Consider the following 17,736-nt stretch of genomic DNA (forward strand, 5'->3'; position numbering starts at 1 on the left):
GGTGAAAGTCAGGAAGCGTTCGCGGGACGCGCGAGAATCGCTTCCGCGAGCGCGAAATCTTCGGGGTACGTGACCTTGAAGTTGCGCAGGCTGCCCTGCACGACGCGCGGCGTATGGCCGGCCCATTCGATCGCGCTCGCTTCGTCGGTGAGGTCGTGCCCTTCGCGCTGCGCGCGCAGGATCGCGTCGCGCAGCATGCCGATGCGGAACATCTGCGGCGTCTGCGCCTGCCACAGCGCGTCGCGCGACTCGGTGCGCGCGATCGCGTCGCCGCCGGCCGGCACGCGCTTGAGCGTATCGGCCACCGGCAGCGCGACGATCCCGCCGACGGGGTCGTCCTTCAGCGTCGCGACGAGCGTGCGGATCAGCGCCGGCGTGATGCCGGGGCGGGCCGCATCGTGCACGAGCACCCAGTCGTGGTCGGTCGCGCCGAATTCGGCCAGCTCGAGCAGCCCGTTCAGCACCGACGCCTGGCGCGAGCCGCCGCCGCAGCGGCGCACCGCGAAGCGCAGGCCCGCGAAGCGGCGCGCATCGAAATGGGAATCGTCGGGAGCAAGCACGACGAGCGTCTGCGCGAATTCGCTGCACGCATCGAACGCGGCGAGCGTGTAGTGCAGCAGCGCACGGCCGGCCAGCGTGCGGTATTGCTTCGGCACGGCCGAACCGGAGCGGCTGCCCGTGCCGGCACAGGGAATCAGGGCGAAAAGTCGGGGAGTCACGAAAGGAAACGCCGGAAAGGTGAAATCGAGAAGCGGATTTTATAATAGGTCTTTCGTCTCGACCGGCGCACCGCGATGCGCCCGTGCACGCCACCCCTGTCGTCCCTATGCCAGATAACGCTTCTACCCCGCCCGCCTCGCCCGTTGCCCGCGTCAAGCCCGGCCAGCGTTTCGCCTTCGACGGCGCGCACGGTTCCGCCGACGCGCTCGCCATCGCCCGTTATCTCGCCGACAATCGCCAGGACGTGCCGCTCCTCGCGGTGATCTGCGCAAACGCGGTCGACGCGCAGCGGCTGTCGCAGGAAATCCGCTACTTCTCGCCCGACGCGCGCGTGCGCCTGCTGCCGGACTGGGAAACGCTGCCGTACGACACGTTCTCGCCGCACCAGGACCTCGTGTCCGAGCGGCTCGCCACGCTGCACGATCTCGGCGAGGGCCGCTGCGACATCCTGCTCGTGCCCGCGACCACCGCGCTGTACCGGATGCCGCCCGCGTCGTTCATGGCGGCGTACACGTTCGCGTTCGCGCAGGGCGAGCGGCTCGACGAGGCGAAGCTGAAGGCACAGCTCACGCTGGCCGGCTACGAGCACGTGAGCCAGGTCGTGCGGCCCGGCGAATACTGCGTGCGCGGCTCGCTGATCGACCTGTACCCGATGGGCTCGCCGCTGCCGTACCGGATCGACCTGTTCGACGACCAGGTCGACTCGATCCGCGCGTTCGACCCCGACACCCAGCGCAGCCTCTACCCGGTGCGCGACGTGCGGCTATTGCCCGGCCGCGAGTTTCCGTTCGACGAAGCCGCGCGCACGGCCTTTCGCAGCCGCTGGCGCGAGACCTTCGAAGGCGATCCGAGCCGCGCACCGATCTACAAGGACATCGGCAACGGCGTGCCGTCGGCCGGCATCGAGTATTACCTGCCGCTGTTCTTCGACGAAACGGCTACGCTGTTCCACTACCTGCCGCAAGACGCGCATCTCGTCTTCACCGGCGATCTCGAAGCGTCGATCCGCCGCTTCACCGCCGATACGAAGCAACGCCACGCGTTCCTCGCGCACGATCGCGAGCGGCCGATCCTCGAACCGCAGCGGCTGTTCCTGTCCGACGAGGACTTCTTCGCGTTCGCGAAACCGTTCGCGCGCGTCGTGCTGCCCGCTCAGCCGGCGGGCGGCTGGGCGACCGCGCTGCCGGAACTCACCGTCGATCGCCATGCCGACGATCCGCTCGCGTCGCTGCGCACGTTCGTCGAATCGTCGGGCAAGCGCGTGCTGCTGACCGTCGAATCGGCGGGCCGCCGCGAAACGATCCTGCAGCTGCTCGCCGAACACCATCTGCGCCCCGCGTCGAACGACCACTTCGCCGGCTGGCTCGCGAGCGACGAACGCTTCGCGCTCGGCGTCGCGCCGCTCGCGAACGGCTTCGCGGTGCCGGGCGAAGGCTATGCGGTCGTCACCGAAACCGAGCTGTACGGGGCACTCGGCCGGCGCACGGGCCGCCGCCGGCAGGAACAGGCGAGCAACGTCGACGCGATGGTGCGCGACCTGTCGGAGCTGAAGGTGGGCGACCCGGTCGTCCACGCGCAGCACGGCATCGGCCGCTACATGGGCCTCGTGTCGATGGATCTCGGCGAAGGCGAGACCGAATTCCTGCATCTCGAATACGCGGGCGACAGCAAGCTCTACGTGCCCGTCGCGCAGTTGCACGTGATCTCGCGCTACAGCGGCGCCGACCCCGACAGCGCACCGCTGCACGCGCTCGGCTCCGGCCAGTGGGAGCGCGCGAAGCGCAAGGCCGCGCAGCAGATCCGCGACACGGCCGCCGAGCTGCTGAACCTGTACGCGCGTCGCGCGGCCCGCGAAGGCCATGCGTTCTCGCTCGATCCGCGCGACTACGTGAAATTCGCGGAAAGCTTCGGCTTCGAGGAAACGCCCGACCAGGCGGCCGCGATCGCGGCCGTGATCGGCGACATGACGAGCGGCAAGCCGATGGACCGCCTCGTGTGCGGCGACGTCGGCTTCGGCAAGACCGAGGTCGCGCTGCGCGCCGCATTCATCGCGGTGCTGGGCGGCAAGCAGGTCGCGCTGCTGTCGCCGACCACGCTGCTCGCCGAGCAGCACACGCAGACCTTCGTCGACCGCTTCGCGGACTGGCCGGTGCGCATCGTCGAGCTGTCGCGCTTCAAGACCGCGAAGGAAATCAACGCGGCGATCGCGCAGATCAACGAAGGCAGCGTCGACATCGTGATCGGCACGCACAAGCTGCTGTCGTCGGACGTGCAGTTCAAGCGCCTCGGCCTCGTGATCATCGACGAGGAGCACCGTTTCGGCGTGCGCCAGAAGGAAGCGCTGAAGGCGCTGCGCGCGGAAGTCGACGTGCTGACGCTCACCGCGACGCCGATCCCGCGTACGCTCGGGATGGCGCTCGAAGGGCTGCGCGATTTCTCGGTGATCGCGACCGCGCCGCAGAAGCGGCTCGCGATCAAGACCTTCGTGCGCCGCGAGGAAGAAAGCGTGATCCGCGAGGCGATGCTGCGCGAGCTCAAGCGCGGCGGCCAGGTGTACTTCCTGCACAACGAAGTCGAGACGATCGAGAACCGCAAGGCGATGCTCGAGGAACTCGTGCCGGAAGCGCGCATCGTGATCGCGCACGGCCAGATGCACGAGCGCGAGCTCGAGCGCGTGATGCGCGATTTCGTCGCGCAGCGCGCGAACGTGCTGCTGTGCACGACCATCATCGAGACCGGCATCGACGTGCCGAGCGCAAACACGATCATCATGCACCGCGCGGACAAGTTCGGCCTCGCGCAGCTTCACCAGCTGCGCGGGCGCGTCGGCCGCTCGCATCACCAGGCGTACGCGTACCTGCTGGTGCACGATCCGCAGGCGCTGACCAAGCAGGCGCAGCGCCGGCTGGAAGCGATCCAGCAGATGGAGGAACTCGGCTCGGGCTTCTATCTCGCGATGCACGATCTCGAGATCCGCGGCACCGGCGAGGTGCTCGGCGACAAGCAGTCTGGCGAGATCCACGAGATCGGCTTCCAGCTCTATACGGACATGCTCAACGACGCGGTGAAGGCGCTGAAGAACGGCAAGGAGCCCGACCTCACCGCCCCGCTCGCCGCGACGACGGAAATCAACCTGCATGCCCCGGCGATCCTGCCGGCCGACTACTGCGCGGACGTGCAGGAGCGGCTGTCGCTGTACAAGCGGCTCGCGAACTGCGAGCACGGCGATGCGATCGACGGCATCCAGGAGGAACTGATCGACCGATTCGGCAAGCTGCCGCCGCAGGCGCACGCGCTCGTCGAGACGCACCGGCTGCGGATCGCCGCGAAGCCGCTCGGCATCGTGAAGATCGACGCGAGCGAAGTGGCGATCGGGCTGCAGTTCGAGCCGAATCCGCCGATCGATCCGATGCGGATCATCGAGATGGTGCAGAAGCATCGCCACATCAAGCTCGCGGGCCAGGACAAGCTGCGCATCGAGACGCGCTCGCCCGATCTCGCGATCCGCGTGTCGACGATCAAGGAAACGCTGCGCGCGCTCGCCCCCACGCAGGGCGCGGTGGCCGCCGCACGCTGACGCGATACCGGCGGATGCGGTGTTGCTGCACCGCATCGCGCCCGGCAAAGGCGGGCCGACGTGTTTTTGAGTATGATTTTCCCATTCCTCAGACGGAGTTTTGCCATGTCCACTCTCGACGCGACGGCGCCTTCCGCCGCCGATCAAGGCGACGCGTCGCTCGTCAGCCTGCCCTGGATCAAGCAACTGGTGTCGATGGACACGACGAGCCGCGTGCCGAACCTCGGCCTGATCGAAACGGTGCGCGACGCGCTCGCGGCGAAAGGCATCGCATCGACGATCACGCACGATCCGCGCGAGGGCTGGGCGAATCTGTTCGCGACCGTGCCGGCGCACGACGGCTCGACGAACGGCGGGATCGTGCTGTCGGGGCATACCGACGTCGTGCCGGTCGACGGCCAGCAATGGGACAGCAACCCGTTCGCGCCGGAAATCCGCGACGGCCGCCTGTACGGTCGCGGCACCTGCGACATGAAGGGCTTCATCGGCGCCGCGCTCGCGCTGCTGCCCGAGATGCAGGCGACGACGCTCGCGAAGCCGATCCATTTCGCACTGTCCTACGACGAGGAAATCGGCTGCGCGGGCGCACCGCTGATGATCGCCGACCTCGTCAAGCGCGGCGTGCAACCGTCCGGCTGCATCGTCGGCGAGCCGACCAGCATGCGGCCGATCATCGCGCACAAGGGCATCAATGCGTACCGCTGCTGCGTGCGCGGCCACGCCGCGCATTCGTCGCTGACGCCGAAGGGGCTGAACGCGATCGAGTACGCGGCGCGCCTCATCTGCCACATCCGCGACATCGCCGACCGCTTCCGCGCCGAAGGCCCGTTCGACGCGCTGTACGACGTGCCGTTCACGACCGCGCAGACGAGTACGATCCAGGGCGGCAACGCGATCAACACGGTGCCGGCCGAGTGCCGCTTCGACTTCGAATTCCGCAACCTGCCGACGCTCGATCCCGACCAGATCTTCACGCGCATCGAGGCGTATGCACGCGATACGCTGCTGCCGCAGATGCAGCGCGAGCATCCGAATGCCGCGATCGAGTTCTCGAAGATCGCCGCGGCGCCCGGTCTCGACGCCACCGAACAGGCCGCGATCACGCAGCTCGTGCGCGCGCTGACGGCCGACCAGGACAAGCGCAAGGTCGCGTACGGCACCGAGGCCGGCCTGTTCGAACGCGCGGGCATCCCGAGTGTCGTATGCGGGCCCGGCAACATCGAGCAGGCGCACAAGCCGAACGAATATGTCGAGCTCGCGCAGCTCGCCGCCTGCGAGCAGTTCCTGCGCAAGTTCATCCGCAGCATGTCGGTCGACGCGCACTGACTGCCTCCCGCCCCGCCGGCCCGCGCGTGCGGGCCAGCCCACTCCGCCACCCGCCACGTCATGTCGACTGAACACCCGGGCTCCGCCCATACGACGATCGACGGCGAGCCGATTCCGACGCTCGACGAAATCGCCGCGCAGCATTTCGCGTTGTCGCCGTGGGTCGCGCGCACGCCCGTGTTCGAACGCGCCGACCTGCCGTCCCTCGAAGGCACGCACGTCAACTTCAAGTTCGAACTGCTGCAGGTGAGCGGCAGCTTCAAGGCGCGCGGCGCATTCACGCACCTGCTCGCACTCGACGAAGCCCGCAAGAACGCGGGCGTCACCTGCGTGTCGGCCGGCAATCATGCGGCGGCCGTTGCGTATGCGGCGATGCGGCTCGGCAGCAGCGCGAAGGTCGTGATGTTCCATACCGCGAGCCCGACGCGCATCGCGCAATGCAAGCAGTACCGCGCGGAAGTCGTGCTCGCGGGCAGCGCATCGCAGGCATTCGATCTCGTGCGGCGGATCGAGGCCGAGGAAGGCCGCTTCTTCATTCATCCGTTCAACGGCTATCACACGATCCTCGGCACCGCGACGCTCGGCTACGAATGGGCGACGCAGACGCCCGACCTCGACGCGGTGATCGTGCCGATCGGCGGCGGCGGGCTCGCGGCCGGCATGGCGACCGCGTTGCGGCTCGCGAATCCGCGCGTGCACGTGTACGGCGTCGAGCCGGAAGGCGCCGACGCGATGAGCCGCAGCTTCGCGGCCAATCACACGATCAAGATGAGCGCGATGCAGACGATCGCCGATTCGCTGATGGCGCCGCATACCGAGGAATACAGCTACCAGCTGTGCCGGCGCCACGTCGACCGCATCGTCACCGTGTCCGACGACGCGCTGCGTGCTGCGATGCTGTTCCTGTTCTCGCAACTGAAGCTGTCGGTCGAACCGGCGTGCGCGGCCGCCCTCGCCGCGCTGCTCGGCCCGCTGCGCGAAACGCTGCAGGGCAAGCGCGTCGGCGTGCTGCTATCGGGTACGAATACCGACCCCGCCACGCTCGGCATGCATCTCGCGCACGCGACGCTGCAACACTGAGCGCGCAGCGGCTACGGGTTATCCCCAGTTCGTGTTGAAGAGCCTGTGGACAAGCGTCTGACAGGCTCGCCAAGTCGTTGATCGGCCGGCGTTTTCCAGCGGCGATGCAAAATGCGTCGCTTGGCACACCGCCGGCACGCGTATCAGCCCAGCAACGCCTGCGCACCGTAGCAGTACGCGAACATCGACGACATGCCGCCCAGGTACAGCGCCGTGTTCAAGCGTGGCCGTACCTTGATCTCGAACCGGTTCGGCGTGGCGAGCAGCGCCAGCAGCGCGGCAGCGAACGGCCAGTGCCCGACGGCATCGATCATCCCGAACGGGATCACGGCCACCGCGAAGAAGCCGAGCAGCGCGACGATGCATGCCTTCGCCGACAGTCGCCCGAACACGATCAGGTACGCATAGGCGAACTCGACGAAGCCCGCGCTGAACAGGAAGAACTCGCGATCGAGCCCGAACGACAGGTACGGGTACTGATCCAGCAGCCGGTAGAACGTGTCCGGATAGGCGAACTTCTCGATGGCCCCCCACAGCAGCGTGCATGCGGTCGTGACGCGCAGCGCCATCAGCGACGCGCACGTGAGCCGGCCCGCGCGCAGCGATTCCGCGATCAGGAACAACGCGATGCCGACGAAGATCGTGTAGTCGAGCAGATGAAACATTCCGTATTCGGCCGCCGCGATCGCGTACAGCGCGAGGATGCCGAGCCCGGACACGAACGCGGTGCGATTGAACAGCGCACAGCCCGCGATCGCGTACTGCAGCATCACGACGGCGGTCGAGCCGGTTTCGAGTTCCGGCGTGAGGATCACCTGCAGGCCCGTGATCTGCAGCAGCACGAAAAAGAGCGCGACGGCATAGCGCAGGAACGGTCCGACATGGCGCATCCCCTGCGCGTCGAGCGACCTGACGAACCGGGGCGTTGCCAGCCGGTTGTCGATCGCGATGACCGCAAAGATCGCGACGGCGCTCAGCGCGAGCAGGATCAGGAACAGCGGGTTGCCGAACACCGACGCGAGCTGCGCCGGCGCCGCGGAGACGTCGTACGCCTCGAACCATTTGACGTGTGCGTGCGACAGCGCGGGCAGCGCGGCGCCGAAAGCGGCCAGCAGCTTCAGGAAGGTAGGTTTCGGATTGACATGCTTCATGATCGTTCGTAAAGACTCCGGGTTGAGAGCCGTGCGCACCTCGCGCAACGGCGCTATCGGGAATGGCGGGCAACGGTCCGCCACGGTTATCCACAGATTGTGTTGACAGCCCTGTTGACAACTGCGCTGACAACCGCGCAAGTCGTTGAGCGCGCAGCGTTTTGTGTGCGTGCCACGCAATGCGTGCGAGACAGGCGCCGCGGCCGGCCGCGGCGCATGCGCGGCGCCCGTCGCGCGCCGCTTGGAATCCGCCGCCGGCCATGACACACTCGCGGACATCGCGCACCCCATGGAGGGCACCGCCATGCGCTCGCTGTCGCTCGGTCTCGTATTCGGCCTCGCCGTGCTGTCCGGCTGCGCGGCCCCGTCTGCGCCCGTCGCGGGCGATGCCGCGTTCTGCACGCAAGCCGGCGGCAGTCGCCAGTTGCAGGCCGACCTGCTGTTCGGCCGCGACATCGCGGGGCGCGGCCCCGTCACCGACGCGGAACGCGCCGCGTTCCTCGCCGACGTCGTCACGCCGCGCTTTCCCGACGGCTTCACGCTATGGGACACGCACGGGCAATGGCGCGACCGCACGACTGGCCGCATCACGATCGAACACAGCTTCGTCGTGCGTATCGTTGCCGGCGATACGCACGAGACCGTCGATCGCGTGTCCGCGATCCGGCGCACCTACGCCGAGCGCTTCCGCCAGGAATCGGTCGGCGTCACGCTCACGCCGGTCTGCGCGTCGTTCTGACTGTGTGCGGTTCGGTGCGGTGAGCCGTGCTCGCGGCCGCGTTCGACGGTAGGCTGGACAGCGGCCCGTACATAGGACTCCTCTGCACTTCCATCACGCCCTCGACCGGATGTGACCGCCGGGCGTTCGGGAAAAAGCGAGTGTCCCGCACACGGCGCCGCACGAAAGAGTTTCTCAGCAATTCTTCAATACGGTGCGACATACGGCGCGCATCCACCGCCCGCGCATCGCCCGCAGGCAAAAAAACGGGCGCCCGAAGGCGCCCGTCGCATGCCGGAACCGCGGCGTGCCGCTTATTTGTTCTCGAACATGTCCATGATCTGCTGCTTCTCCTGCGGCGTGACGGGCGGCGGTGCAAGCCCCGCCGCACCGGCCGAGCCGAGTGCGTCGTTCGCGCTGATCGCGTTCTCGGCCGGGTTGATGTCGACGTTCGCGACGAAGCCGTTGCCCGGCGTGCGATCGGCGTAGTACAGCTCGCCGTCGATCGAGGTCAGGCCGTCCGGCATCGGCATCTGCTGCTCGGGCACGCCGTTCAGCGCGGTGCGCATGTAGTTCACCCAGATCGGCAACGCGAGCTGCGCGCCGAATTCGCGGCTGCCGAGGCTCTTCGGCTGGTCGAAGCCCATCCACGCGACCGCGACGAGCGACTGCTGATAGCCGGCGAACCAGCCGTCCTTCGCGTCGTTCGTCGTACCCGTCTTGCCCTGCAGGTCGCTGCGGCCCAGCGCGTTGGTGCCCGCACCCGTGCCGGCCGTCGCGACCGAATGCAGCAGGCTGTTCATCACGTACGCGTTGCGCCCTTCGATCGTGCGCGGCGCCGTGCTGCCCGCGAGCACCGGCTGCGACTTCTGCAGCGGCTGGCCGCGTGCGTCGTCGACTTCGGCGATCAGGTACGGATCGACCTTGTAGCCGCCGTTCGCGAACACCGCATAGCCGGTCGCGAGCTGCAGCGGCGTCACGAGGCCCGCGCCGAGCGCCATCGGCAGATAAGGCGGCGTCTTCGCCGGATCGAAGCCGAAGCGCTGCGTCACGTACTGCTGCGCGTATTGCGTGCCGATCGACGCGAGAATCCGGATCGACACGAGGTTCTTCGAACGCTGCAGGCCGGTGCGCATCGTCATCGGGCCGTCCGGCTGGTCGTCGTCCTTCGGCTCCCACGCGGTGCCGCCCGGCACGCTCGGCGGGAAATACAGCGGTGCGTCGTTGATCATCGTCGCCGGCCCGAGCCCCTTGTCGAGCGAGGCCGAGTAGATGAACGGCTTGAACGACGAGCCCGGCTGCCGCCATGCCTGCGTCACGTGGTTGAACTTGCTCTTGTTGAAGTCGAAGCCGCCGACGAGCGAGCGGATCGCGCCGTCCTGCGGTGCGATCGCGACGAGCGCGCCTTCGACCTGCGGCAACTGCACGACCTGCCAGCCCGTCTTGCCGTCCTTCAGCACGCGCACGACCGAGCCCGGCTTGATGCGCAGCGTGTCGTTCGCGCGCGGCCCGAGCGCGGCCGCGACGAAGCGCAGCCCGGCCGGGCCGATCGTCGTCGTCGCGCCGCCGACGAACTGCACCTCGACCGCATTCGGCGAGGCCGAGAGCACGACCGCCGATTGCAGGTCGCCGTTGTCCGGGTGATCGGCGAGCGCGTCGTCGATCGCCTCGTCGCGGTCGTCGCCGGCCGCGGGCAGCTTGATCGACGCTTCCGGCCCGCGATAGCCGTGGCGGCGCTCGTAGTCGAGAATGCCCCGACGCACGGCCTGGTACGCGGCTTCCTGGTCGGCCGAGTTGATCGTCGTCGTGACGGTCAGCCCGCGCGTATAGGTTTCGTCCTTGTACTGCTGGTACATCATCTGCCGCACCATCTCGGCGACGTACTCGCCGTGCACCGCGTACTGGTTGCCCGGCGTACGCACGTGGATCTCTTCCTTCACGGCCTCGTCGTACTGCGGCTGCGTGATGTAGCCGACCTCGAGCATGCGCTTCAGGATGTATTCCTGGCGCACCTTCGCGCGCTTCGGATTGACGACCGGGTTGTACGCGGACGGCGCCTTCGGCAGCCCGGCGAGCATCGCCGCTTCCGCGAGCGTGATGTCCTTCAGGTCCTTGCCGAAATACACGCGCGCGGCGGCCGCGAAGCCGTACGAGCGCTGGCCGAGGTAGATCTGGTTCATGTACAGCTCGAGGATCTGATCCTTCGTCAGCGCCTTCTCGATCTTGTACGCGAGCAGCATTTCGTAGATCTTGCGCGTGTAGGTCTTCTCGCTCGACAGGAAGAAGTTGCGCGCGACCTGCATCGTGATCGTGCTCGCGCCCTGGCGCGCGCCGCCGTGCATCAGGTCGGCGACGCCCGCACGCAGGATGCCGACGAAGTCGACGCCGCCGTGCTCGTAGAAGCGGTAGTCCTCGATCGCGAGCACGGCCTTCTTCATCACGTCCGGAATTTCCTGGAAGCGCACGAGGCTGCGGCGCTCCTCGCCGAACTCGCCGATCAGCACGTGATCGGCCGTGAACACGCGCAGCGGCACTTTCGGCTGGTAGTTGGTCAGCGCATCGAGCGACGGCAGCTGCGGCGCCATCACGACCAGCGCATAGCCGACGATCAGCGCGCCGACGATCGCCAGCGTCGCGAACAGGCCGACGAACCACAGCGCGATGCGCGAGCCGAACGAGCGACGGCCCCCTCCGCCGCCGCTGCGCCGGGTGCGGTGGTCGTCGTCGCGACCGTCGTCATCGGGGTAATAGGCCCCGGACGGCGAACGGCGCAGCGTGTAATGGGGTTCGTTCCGGTCGGAAGAAGAAGGCGGTCGTTTGATGATTGGCATGTCGGAATGGCGGGCGTACGTGGCGCCCTCGGACGCATGCGGAAATGCAAGCGGATGAATCAGAGCGGGTGCAGCGTGATGCGGCTGTCACGTCGACAGACCCCGCCGCGCGGCGATCCGTTCCCGCGACGTGACAGCGCATTTTAATGAAATCGACCGGAGGCCTTCGCGATTTTTTGTAAAAATTCCCGCAATGCCGTGATTTGAGGAACGTATTGTCGGCATCCTCTGCCTATCATGGACACGCGAAAGCGCACGCATCGCGCCGCGCCTCGCCGAATTTCTTTCAGCCGCGAAAGGTTCGACGTCCTGCTGCGCGAGCCGCTTGAACTCGCCTGTTTAAGCCGTATTTAAGTGAACCGGTGGTGTAATATCCGCCGGCTCGTGCGAGTCGGAACCGGCTCGCCACGGGCACTGCCGCTCTCGTGCGGCGCCTTTCAACCACGGAGGATTTCATGTCGCTTTTCGACTCTATTTCGCGCACGATCAAAGGCCTGCTGAACGATGCGGCCGATTCGGTACAGGATCCGTCGCGCGACGCACGGCAGATCGTGCGGGAGCTCGACGACAGCATCGGCCGTGCCGAGAATTCGCTGATCGAGATCGAGGCACAGGTCGCGACGCAGCGCAGCAAGCGCGATGCGGCCGACGACAAGGTGAAGAAGTACGAGGAAGGCGCGAAGCGCGCGCTGCAGGGCGGCGACGAAGCGCTCGCCCGCGAGGCCCTCGCCGCGCAGTCGAACGCGGAAGCCGAGCGCGACGCGCTCGCAGCCGAGCTGACGACGCTCGAGCCGTCGGTCGACAAGCTGAAGGGGCAGATCGCCGACATGCGCCAGCGCCGCAACGACCTGAATGCGCGCTCGAACATCCTGCAGGCCAAGCACGAAATCGCGCAGGCGAAGGACGTCGCGGCCAGCGCGCTGGGCGGCATCGGCGGCAAGAACCTGTCCGAAGACTTCCAGAAGCTCGAAGACAAGGTCGCGCTGCAGAACGCACGCTCGGACGCACGCCTGAATTCGGCCGACACGTCGAGCGGCAAGGCGCTCGACGACAAGCTCGCCGCGCTGAACAAGGGCCCGTCGGTCGAGGATCGCCTCGCCGCGCTGAAGAAGCAGCTCGACACGCCCGCGCAGTAACGGCCGCTGCGGGCCACCGCGCCGCCGCCCGCCCCGGGCGCGGCGCGAACCGATCGTCAGGAGACGGGCGCGTGCGCCCGGTTCGACCATGAAGAAATCTCTCGCCGCACTCGGCCTCTCGCTGATGTTGCTGTCGTCCGCCGCATTTGCGGTCCCGTCGTTGCAGCAGGTCGAGCAGTCGATCGCGCAACGCAACTGGCAGCAAGCCGACACGCAGCTGTCGCAAGTCATCGACGCCCATCCGAACAACGCGCACGCGCGCTACCTGTATGCGCAGGTGCTCGACCGCGAGGGCCGCGCGTCCGACGCGCTCGTACAGTTGCAGCGCGCGAAGTCGCTCGATCCGCAACTGAAGTTCACCGACGCGTCGCGCTTCGCGCAGACGGAGTCGCGCATTCGCGCCGACGCCGCGCGCGCAAGCGGCAACACGCCGTCGGCCACGCAGGCCGGTACGCTGCAATCGTCGCTCGCGCCTGCGCTCGCCCCGGCGGAAAAACACGGCCCGTCCACCGGCATGTGGATCGGCCTCGGGCTGATCGTCGCGGTGATCGCGCTGGTGCTACGCTGGACGTTGCGGCGCGCGCGCACGGCCGACGACGGCCGCGCCGACGACGAACGCCGCACGCAGCTCAAGCGCGCCACCGACGTGCTGAACGACATCCGCCCGCTGAAGCTCGACGCGAAGCTGTCGACGGCGCCCGGCGCCGCGGCGCTCACGGGCGAACTCGAAACGATCGAGACCGACGCGCGCACGCTCGTCGAAACGCTGTCGAACGGCAAGAATCCGGTACCGCCGTATCGCGTCGACGAACTGGAACAACGCCTGGCGAGCGTGAAGGCGCGGGTGGAAGGCCGCCCCGACCCGGCCGCGCAACCCGCGCCGCCGGTGAACGGCAGCGGCTCCGTGTATGCGCAGGAAGCCGATCGCATGACGGGCGCGCAAGGCCAGCCGTATCCGCCGCAGCCCTACCCGCAACAGCAGCCGCCCGTCGTGATCCAGCAAGGCGGCGGCGGTTTCGGCGGCGGCATGGGCGGGCTGCTGACGGGTGTTCTGCTCGGCGAGGCGATGTCGGGCGGTCGCGAACGCGTGGTCGAGCGCGACGTGATCGTCGACGGCGAGCACCGCCGCCAGGAGAACGATCCGGGCTTCGACCTCGGCCGCGGCGACGATTCGAACTGGAGCGACGGCAACGGCGGCGGCGGCATGGACCTCGGCAGCAACGACGACGGCTGGACCGACGACAACACCTGAGTCCCCGCGCACCGGGCATCGACGTCCGCGTCGGCGCCCGGGCACGCCTGCACGCGCTCCCCGGCATGCCCGCCGCGCCGACGCGCGGATTTGTCAATCATTTCAAGATGGACTACCGGCAATGGGGAGCGTTCGCTATCATGCGGCCATCGGCGTGCCACCGACCCTCATTCGACGCTCAGTATCCCTGCGCGTCGCGGCACGCCTCCTCTCGCCCCAACCAGGAGAAAGCCGCTCATGAGCATCATCAAGGAATTCAAGGAATTCGCCGTCAAGGGCAACGTCATGGATCTCGCCGTCGGCGTGATCATCGGCGGCGCGTTCTCGAAGATCGTCGACTCGGTCGTGAAAGACCTGATCATGCCGGTCATCGGCGTGCTGACGGGCGGTCTGGATTTCTCGAACAAGTTCGTTCTGCTCGGCACCATCCCCCCGACGTTCAAGGGTAATCCCGATTCGTTCAAGGATCTGCAGGCCGCCGGTGTGGCCGCGTTCGGTTACGGTTCGTTCATCACGGTGGCGATCAATTTCGTCATCCTCGCGTTCATCATTTTCCTGATGGTGAAATTCATCAACAAGCTGCGCAAGCCGGAAGAAGCCGCACCGGCCGCGACGCCCGAAGACGTCGTGCTGCTGCGCGAGATCCGCGATTCGCTGAAACAGCGCTGATCGCCGAGCGCTCCGCCCGTCAGGCCCGCCCCGTGCGGGCCTTTTTATTGCGCGCGATGCAGCGCCGCGTGCGGCCTATCTCACTTTTTTGTGACGGGCGAATGCACGCGCGGGAAAAGCAGGTCTATGATGGAGACTAAACGACAGTATGGGCGCCGAGACGCTGACTGTGTCGATCATGGCGAGCAGGTCGACGGGAGACATTGATCGTCGTACTGCACGAAGGCAGCATTTTCGTGTGCTATAAAGGATCGACATGCGGCGTACATAGCCGGGAGTGGGTCGCATGAAAGTGCCGCATTTCTTGCAATTGTTTTTGAGGCGAGTGTTTATGTCCTTCCCGAAAAAACGTCGGCGTGCCCCGCAGGATGGCCAGGAGTCATTCCTCGCGGTATTGCGCCACTCGAAACCTTTCGCCCAGCTCGACACCAAGATTGCCCGCGCCCGTGCGCAGGACGAACCCGTCCTGTACGCGCATGTGCTGCCCGGCCTCGACGTGCTCCTGTGCAGCGTACGCGGCGCCCAGCCGCCCTATCCCGCGATCGCCGAGCTGCGCAAGCGCTGCATCGAATCGATCGCGAACGCGCTCGAGCAGCCGCTGGACGGCCTCGAGAACGGCGGCTACTGGTACGAAGCGAACGGCTTCGGCTTCCTCGTGTTCGCCAGCCGTGCGCGCGCACGCATCCTGCCCGAGTTTGGTGCAGGCACGAAAGCGAGCCTGCGCGGCGGGCTCGGCCGGCAGAACGCCGGCGACACGACACCCCGCTCCCTCGGCTGATCCGCCTGCCAATCGATGGGCCGCCTCCGGGCGGCCCATCTGCCATTCACGCGCGCCGCTTGCCTGTCACGACGCCTGCCGACGCCCGTTGCCGGGCCGCACGATGTCGATGAACGCAGCGAAATCGGCACCGGCGAGCCCTTGCGCGGCGCCGAGCCGCAACACCTGCTGCACCGTGCCCGCTACGGGCATCACCGCGCCCGTGTCGCGTGCGGCATCGGCGATCGCATCGACGTCCTTCTGGAACGTGCCGAGCGCACCGATCGGCGGATGGCCACCCGACGTCATGCGCGGCACGAACGTCTGCAGCAATACCGAATCGGCCCAGCCGCCGGCCAGCGCTTCGGCGAGGCGCGCCGCATCGATGCCGCTTGCCTGCGCGAGACCGACGGCCTCGGCGATCGCGGTGACCGTCGCGGTGACGATCGCCTGATTGCACAGCTTCGCCGTTTGCCCCGCGCCCGCGTCGCCCATGTGCGTGATGCGCGACGCGTACGTGTCGATCAGCGGCCGCACCGCATCGAGATCGGCCGCGCGGCCGCCGGCCATCACCGCGAGCGTGCCGGCCTGTGCGCCCGGCACGCCGCCCGACACGGGCGCATCGACCCAGCCGGCGCCGAGCGCGGCCGCGCGCGCCGCGTAATCACGCGTCGCGGCAGGCGGGATGCTCGAATGATCGACGATGCGCAGCAGGCGACGCGCAGCGGCATCGCCGGAGAGCAGCCCGCGCTCGCCGAACACGACGTCGCCCACCGCCCGGCCGTCGAGCACGCACACGAATACCGTGTCGACGCGCTGGGCCAGTTCGCGCGGCGTGCCGACCACCTGCGCGCCGTCCTTCACGAGCGCCTCGGCCTTCTCGCGCGAGCGATTCCATACGCTGACCCGATGCCCGGCCGCCAGCAAATGCCGAATCATCGGCGCGCCCATCAATCCCGGTCCGCAAAATCCGACTTCCACGATGTTCCTCGTCTCCGATATGGGTTGCACTTGCCGCCCATCATACCTATCACTCAAGAAGCCGGGCACGCGCGGCGCCGCGTCGGGACCGCGTCTTGCACCGGCGATACAGACCGATATCCCAGGGAGTGCATCATGAGCGACCACGTGTACAAGATGATCGAGCTGACCGGTTCGTCGCGGCAATCGAGCGACGACGCCATCCGCAACGCGATCTCGAAAGCCGGCAAGACGCTGCACAACCTGCACTGGTTCCAGGTGACCGAAACGCGCGGCCACATCGAGGGCGACCAGGTCGTGCACTGGCAGGTCACGCTGAAGGTCGGCATGCGCATCGACGACTGACGCGCACGCCGCATCGCGCGCTTCACACGCGGCGCCGCGAACCGCACACGTGCAACGCGTTTGTGCGCGGCGCCGCGCGCGCACGGCCATTCACCCCGTTCGGACCGCTTGCCGCGGCCCGGCCGGCGGACGTCTGCGGGTATCCATCTCTTGACGCTGGCCCGGCTTCATATTAAAAACGATATATTCCCCTGCCCCCTCGATCAGCCCGGACATATAAAACGGAGATATCATGAGTCAGCAACGCGAGGCGATCGACACGTACCTCTTGCGCGTCTTGCACACCTTGTTGATGGAGCGCAGCGTCACGCGCGCGGCCGTCAAACTGAACCAGTCGCAACCGGCGATCAGCGCCGCGCTGCGGCGCCTGCGCGACATCACCGGCGATCCGCTGCTGGTGCGCGGCAAATCCGGCATGGTGCCGACCGAATACGGGCTGCGCCTGCTCGAGCCGGTGCAGAACGCGCTGCGTGAAATCGAGCGCATCAAGTTCCAGCAGCACAACTTCGACCCGGCCACGTCGATCCGCTGCTACCGGATCGGCTGCCCCGACTACCTGAACGTGCTGTTCGTGCCGACGGTGGTCGAGCGCTTCCGCCAAGCCGCGCCGAACGCGACGCTCGAATTCCATTCGCTCGGCCCCGCGTTCGACTACGAGCTCGCGCTGGAAGACGGCAAGCTCGACATCGTCGTCGGCAACTGGCCCGAGCCGCCCGAGCAACTGCACCTGTCGAACCTGTTCGTCGACGAAATCGTCTGCCTGATGAGCAACACGCACCCGTTCGCGAAGCGCGGCGGGCTCACGCTCGACCAGTACCTGAACGCGCCGCATCTCGCGCCGACGCCGTACTCGGTCGGCCAGCGCGGCGCGATCGACGTGCATCTCGCGCGCGAACGCCTCAAGCGCCACGTAGTCGTCACGCTGCCGTACTTCAACCTCGCACCGTACGTGCTCGTGAAGTCCGACCTGATCTTCACGACCACGCGCCTGTTCGCCGATCATTACGCGAAGTTCCTGCCGCTGTCGGTCGTGCCGGCGCCGCTCGACTTCCCGCCGATGCAGTACTACCAGCTGTGGCACGAGCGCTGCCACTACTCCGACGAAGTGCGCTGGCTGCGCAGCCTCGTCGCCGAAGCGACCCGCACGCTGATCGAGGCGTAACGGCTCGCGCCGCCCGGCGGCAACACCGCCG

The 17,736-nt window shown here is 67.4% G+C and carries 14 protein-coding genes; 10 read left to right on the top strand and 4 right to left on the bottom strand.

The genetic code is table 11. From position 1 onward, the window contains the following. Nucleotides 1-8: 8 nt before the first annotated feature. Nucleotides 9-719: a 2-C-methyl-D-erythritol 4-phosphate cytidylyltransferase gene (ispD, locus tag WJ16_RS09980; RefSeq protein WP_069256922.1), complete on the bottom strand. Its 711-nt coding sequence runs from the start codon at nucleotides 717-719 to the stop codon at nucleotides 9-11. 107 nt (nucleotides 720-826) lie between these two features. Between ispD and mfd the strand changes: the two genes are divergently transcribed. From mfd to WJ16_RS09995, 3 genes are all read left to right on the top strand, one after another. Beyond that, nucleotides 827-4,297 carry a transcription-repair coupling factor gene (mfd, locus tag WJ16_RS09985; protein WP_069256923.1) on the top strand — a complete coding sequence of 1,157 codons (3,471 nt, stop codon included), beginning with the start codon at nucleotides 827-829 and terminating at the stop codon, nucleotides 4,295-4,297. A gap of 105 nt (nucleotides 4,298-4,402) precedes the next feature. Then, nucleotides 4,403-5,623, top strand: a complete 1,221-nt coding sequence (argE, locus tag WJ16_RS09990; RefSeq protein ID WP_069256924.1) for an acetylornithine deacetylase — start codon at nucleotides 4,403-4,405, stop codon at nucleotides 5,621-5,623. Nucleotides 5,624-5,683: 60 nt separating this feature from the next. Further along, a complete protein-coding gene (locus WJ16_RS09995) occupies nucleotides 5,684-6,703 on the top strand; it encodes a threonine/serine dehydratase (RefSeq protein WP_069256925.1) in 1,020 nt (339 codons plus the stop codon). A 143-nt stretch (nucleotides 6,704-6,846) separates the two neighbouring features. On the opposite strand, the gene WJ16_RS10000 is transcribed toward WJ16_RS09995, so the two are convergent. Continuing rightward, nucleotides 6,847-7,854, bottom strand: a complete 1,008-nt coding sequence (locus WJ16_RS10000; protein ID WP_069256926.1) for a hypothetical protein — start codon at nucleotides 7,852-7,854, stop codon at nucleotides 6,847-6,849. Between the two features lie 304 nt (nucleotides 7,855-8,158). Between WJ16_RS10000 and WJ16_RS10005 the strand changes: the two genes are divergently transcribed. Continuing rightward, nucleotides 8,159-8,593, top strand: coding sequence for a DUF3574 domain-containing protein (locus WJ16_RS10005; protein WP_069258022.1), 435 nt, complete (start codon nucleotides 8,159-8,161; stop codon nucleotides 8,591-8,593). Nucleotides 8,594-8,886: 293 nt separating this feature from the next. On the opposite strand, the gene WJ16_RS10010 is transcribed toward WJ16_RS10005, so the two are convergent. Further along, on the bottom strand, nucleotides 8,887-11,403 hold the full coding sequence (locus WJ16_RS10010) for a penicillin-binding protein 1A (protein ID WP_069256927.1): 2,517 nt from the start codon (nucleotides 11,401-11,403) through the stop codon (nucleotides 8,887-8,889). 455 nt (nucleotides 11,404-11,858) lie between these two features. Between WJ16_RS10010 and WJ16_RS10015 the strand changes: the two genes are divergently transcribed. The 4 genes from WJ16_RS10015 to WJ16_RS10030 all read left to right on the top strand — a co-directional run bounded on the left by WJ16_RS10015 (nucleotide 11,859) and on the right by WJ16_RS10030 (nucleotide 15,238). Next, the gene (locus WJ16_RS10015) at nucleotides 11,859-12,539 is read left to right on the top strand and encodes a PspA/IM30 family protein (protein ID WP_069256928.1); all 681 of its coding nucleotides are present in this window, start codon (nucleotides 11,859-11,861) and stop codon (nucleotides 12,537-12,539) included. Between the two features lie 88 nt (nucleotides 12,540-12,627). Then, the gene (locus WJ16_RS10020) at nucleotides 12,628-13,791 is read left to right on the top strand and encodes a tetratricopeptide repeat protein (protein ID WP_069256929.1); all 1,164 of its coding nucleotides are present in this window, start codon (nucleotides 12,628-12,630) and stop codon (nucleotides 13,789-13,791) included. 237 nt (nucleotides 13,792-14,028) lie between these two features. After that, the gene (mscL, locus tag WJ16_RS10025) at nucleotides 14,029-14,460 is read left to right on the top strand and encodes a large conductance mechanosensitive channel protein MscL (protein ID WP_069256930.1); all 432 of its coding nucleotides are present in this window, start codon (nucleotides 14,029-14,031) and stop codon (nucleotides 14,458-14,460) included. Nucleotides 14,461-14,791: 331 nt separating this feature from the next. After that, on the top strand, nucleotides 14,792-15,238 hold the full coding sequence (locus WJ16_RS10030) for a hypothetical protein (protein ID WP_006488003.1): 447 nt from the start codon (nucleotides 14,792-14,794) through the stop codon (nucleotides 15,236-15,238). Between the two features lie 66 nt (nucleotides 15,239-15,304). On the opposite strand, the gene WJ16_RS10035 is transcribed toward WJ16_RS10030, so the two are convergent. After that, nucleotides 15,305-16,198 (bottom strand): NAD(P)-dependent oxidoreductase, encoded by an 894-nt coding sequence (locus tag WJ16_RS10035; RefSeq protein WP_069256931.1) that lies wholly within the window; start codon nucleotides 16,196-16,198, stop codon nucleotides 15,305-15,307. A gap of 135 nt (nucleotides 16,199-16,333) precedes the next feature. Here WJ16_RS10035 and WJ16_RS10040 point away from each other — a divergent pair, with 135 nt between their 5' ends. Together WJ16_RS10040 and WJ16_RS10045 are read left to right on the top strand one after the other, a co-directional pair. Continuing rightward, complete coding sequence (locus tag WJ16_RS10040) at nucleotides 16,334-16,543, top strand: dodecin (RefSeq protein WP_006493215.1); 210 nt, start codon at nucleotides 16,334-16,336, stop codon at nucleotides 16,541-16,543. Nucleotides 16,544-16,775: 232 nt separating this feature from the next. Further along, a complete protein-coding gene (locus WJ16_RS10045; protein ID WP_006762467.1) occupies nucleotides 16,776-17,705 on the top strand; it encodes a LysR substrate-binding domain-containing protein in 930 nt (309 codons plus the stop codon). The last annotated feature ends 31 nt before the right edge of the window (nucleotides 17,706-17,736 follow it).

This window comes from Burkholderia metallica, assembly GCF_001718555.1.
In the GTDB taxonomy this organism is placed as follows: Bacteria; Pseudomonadota; Gammaproteobacteria; order Burkholderiales; family Burkholderiaceae; genus Burkholderia; species Burkholderia metallica.

Coding starts and splice junctions, on each gene's coding strand:
- WJ16_RS10010 (WP_069256927.1), bottom strand. CDS start 11,403: ATGCCAATCATCAAACGACCGCCTTCTTCTTCCGACCGGAACGAACCC.
- mscL (WP_069256930.1), top strand. CDS start 14,029: ATGAGCATCATCAAGGAATTCAAGGAATTCGCCGTCAAGGGCAACGTC.
- WJ16_RS10005 (WP_069258022.1), top strand. CDS start 8,159: ATGCGCTCGCTGTCGCTCGGTCTCGTATTCGGCCTCGCCGTGCTGTCC.
- WJ16_RS10045 (WP_006762467.1), top strand. CDS start 16,776: ATGAGTCAGCAACGCGAGGCGATCGACACGTACCTCTTGCGCGTCTTG.
- argE (WP_069256924.1), top strand. CDS start 4,403: ATGTCCACTCTCGACGCGACGGCGCCTTCCGCCGCCGATCAAGGCGAC.
- mfd (WP_069256923.1), top strand. CDS start 827: ATGCCAGATAACGCTTCTACCCCGCCCGCCTCGCCCGTTGCCCGCGTC.
- WJ16_RS10030 (WP_006488003.1), top strand. CDS start 14,792: ATGTCCTTCCCGAAAAAACGTCGGCGTGCCCCGCAGGATGGCCAGGAG.
- WJ16_RS09995 (WP_069256925.1), top strand. CDS start 5,684: ATGTCGACTGAACACCCGGGCTCCGCCCATACGACGATCGACGGCGAG.
- WJ16_RS10000 (WP_069256926.1), bottom strand. CDS start 7,854: ATGAAGCATGTCAATCCGAAACCTACCTTCCTGAAGCTGCTGGCCGCT.
- WJ16_RS10015 (WP_069256928.1), top strand. CDS start 11,859: ATGTCGCTTTTCGACTCTATTTCGCGCACGATCAAAGGCCTGCTGAAC.
- WJ16_RS10040 (WP_006493215.1), top strand. CDS start 16,334: ATGAGCGACCACGTGTACAAGATGATCGAGCTGACCGGTTCGTCGCGG.
- WJ16_RS10020 (WP_069256929.1), top strand. CDS start 12,628: ATGAAGAAATCTCTCGCCGCACTCGGCCTCTCGCTGATGTTGCTGTCG.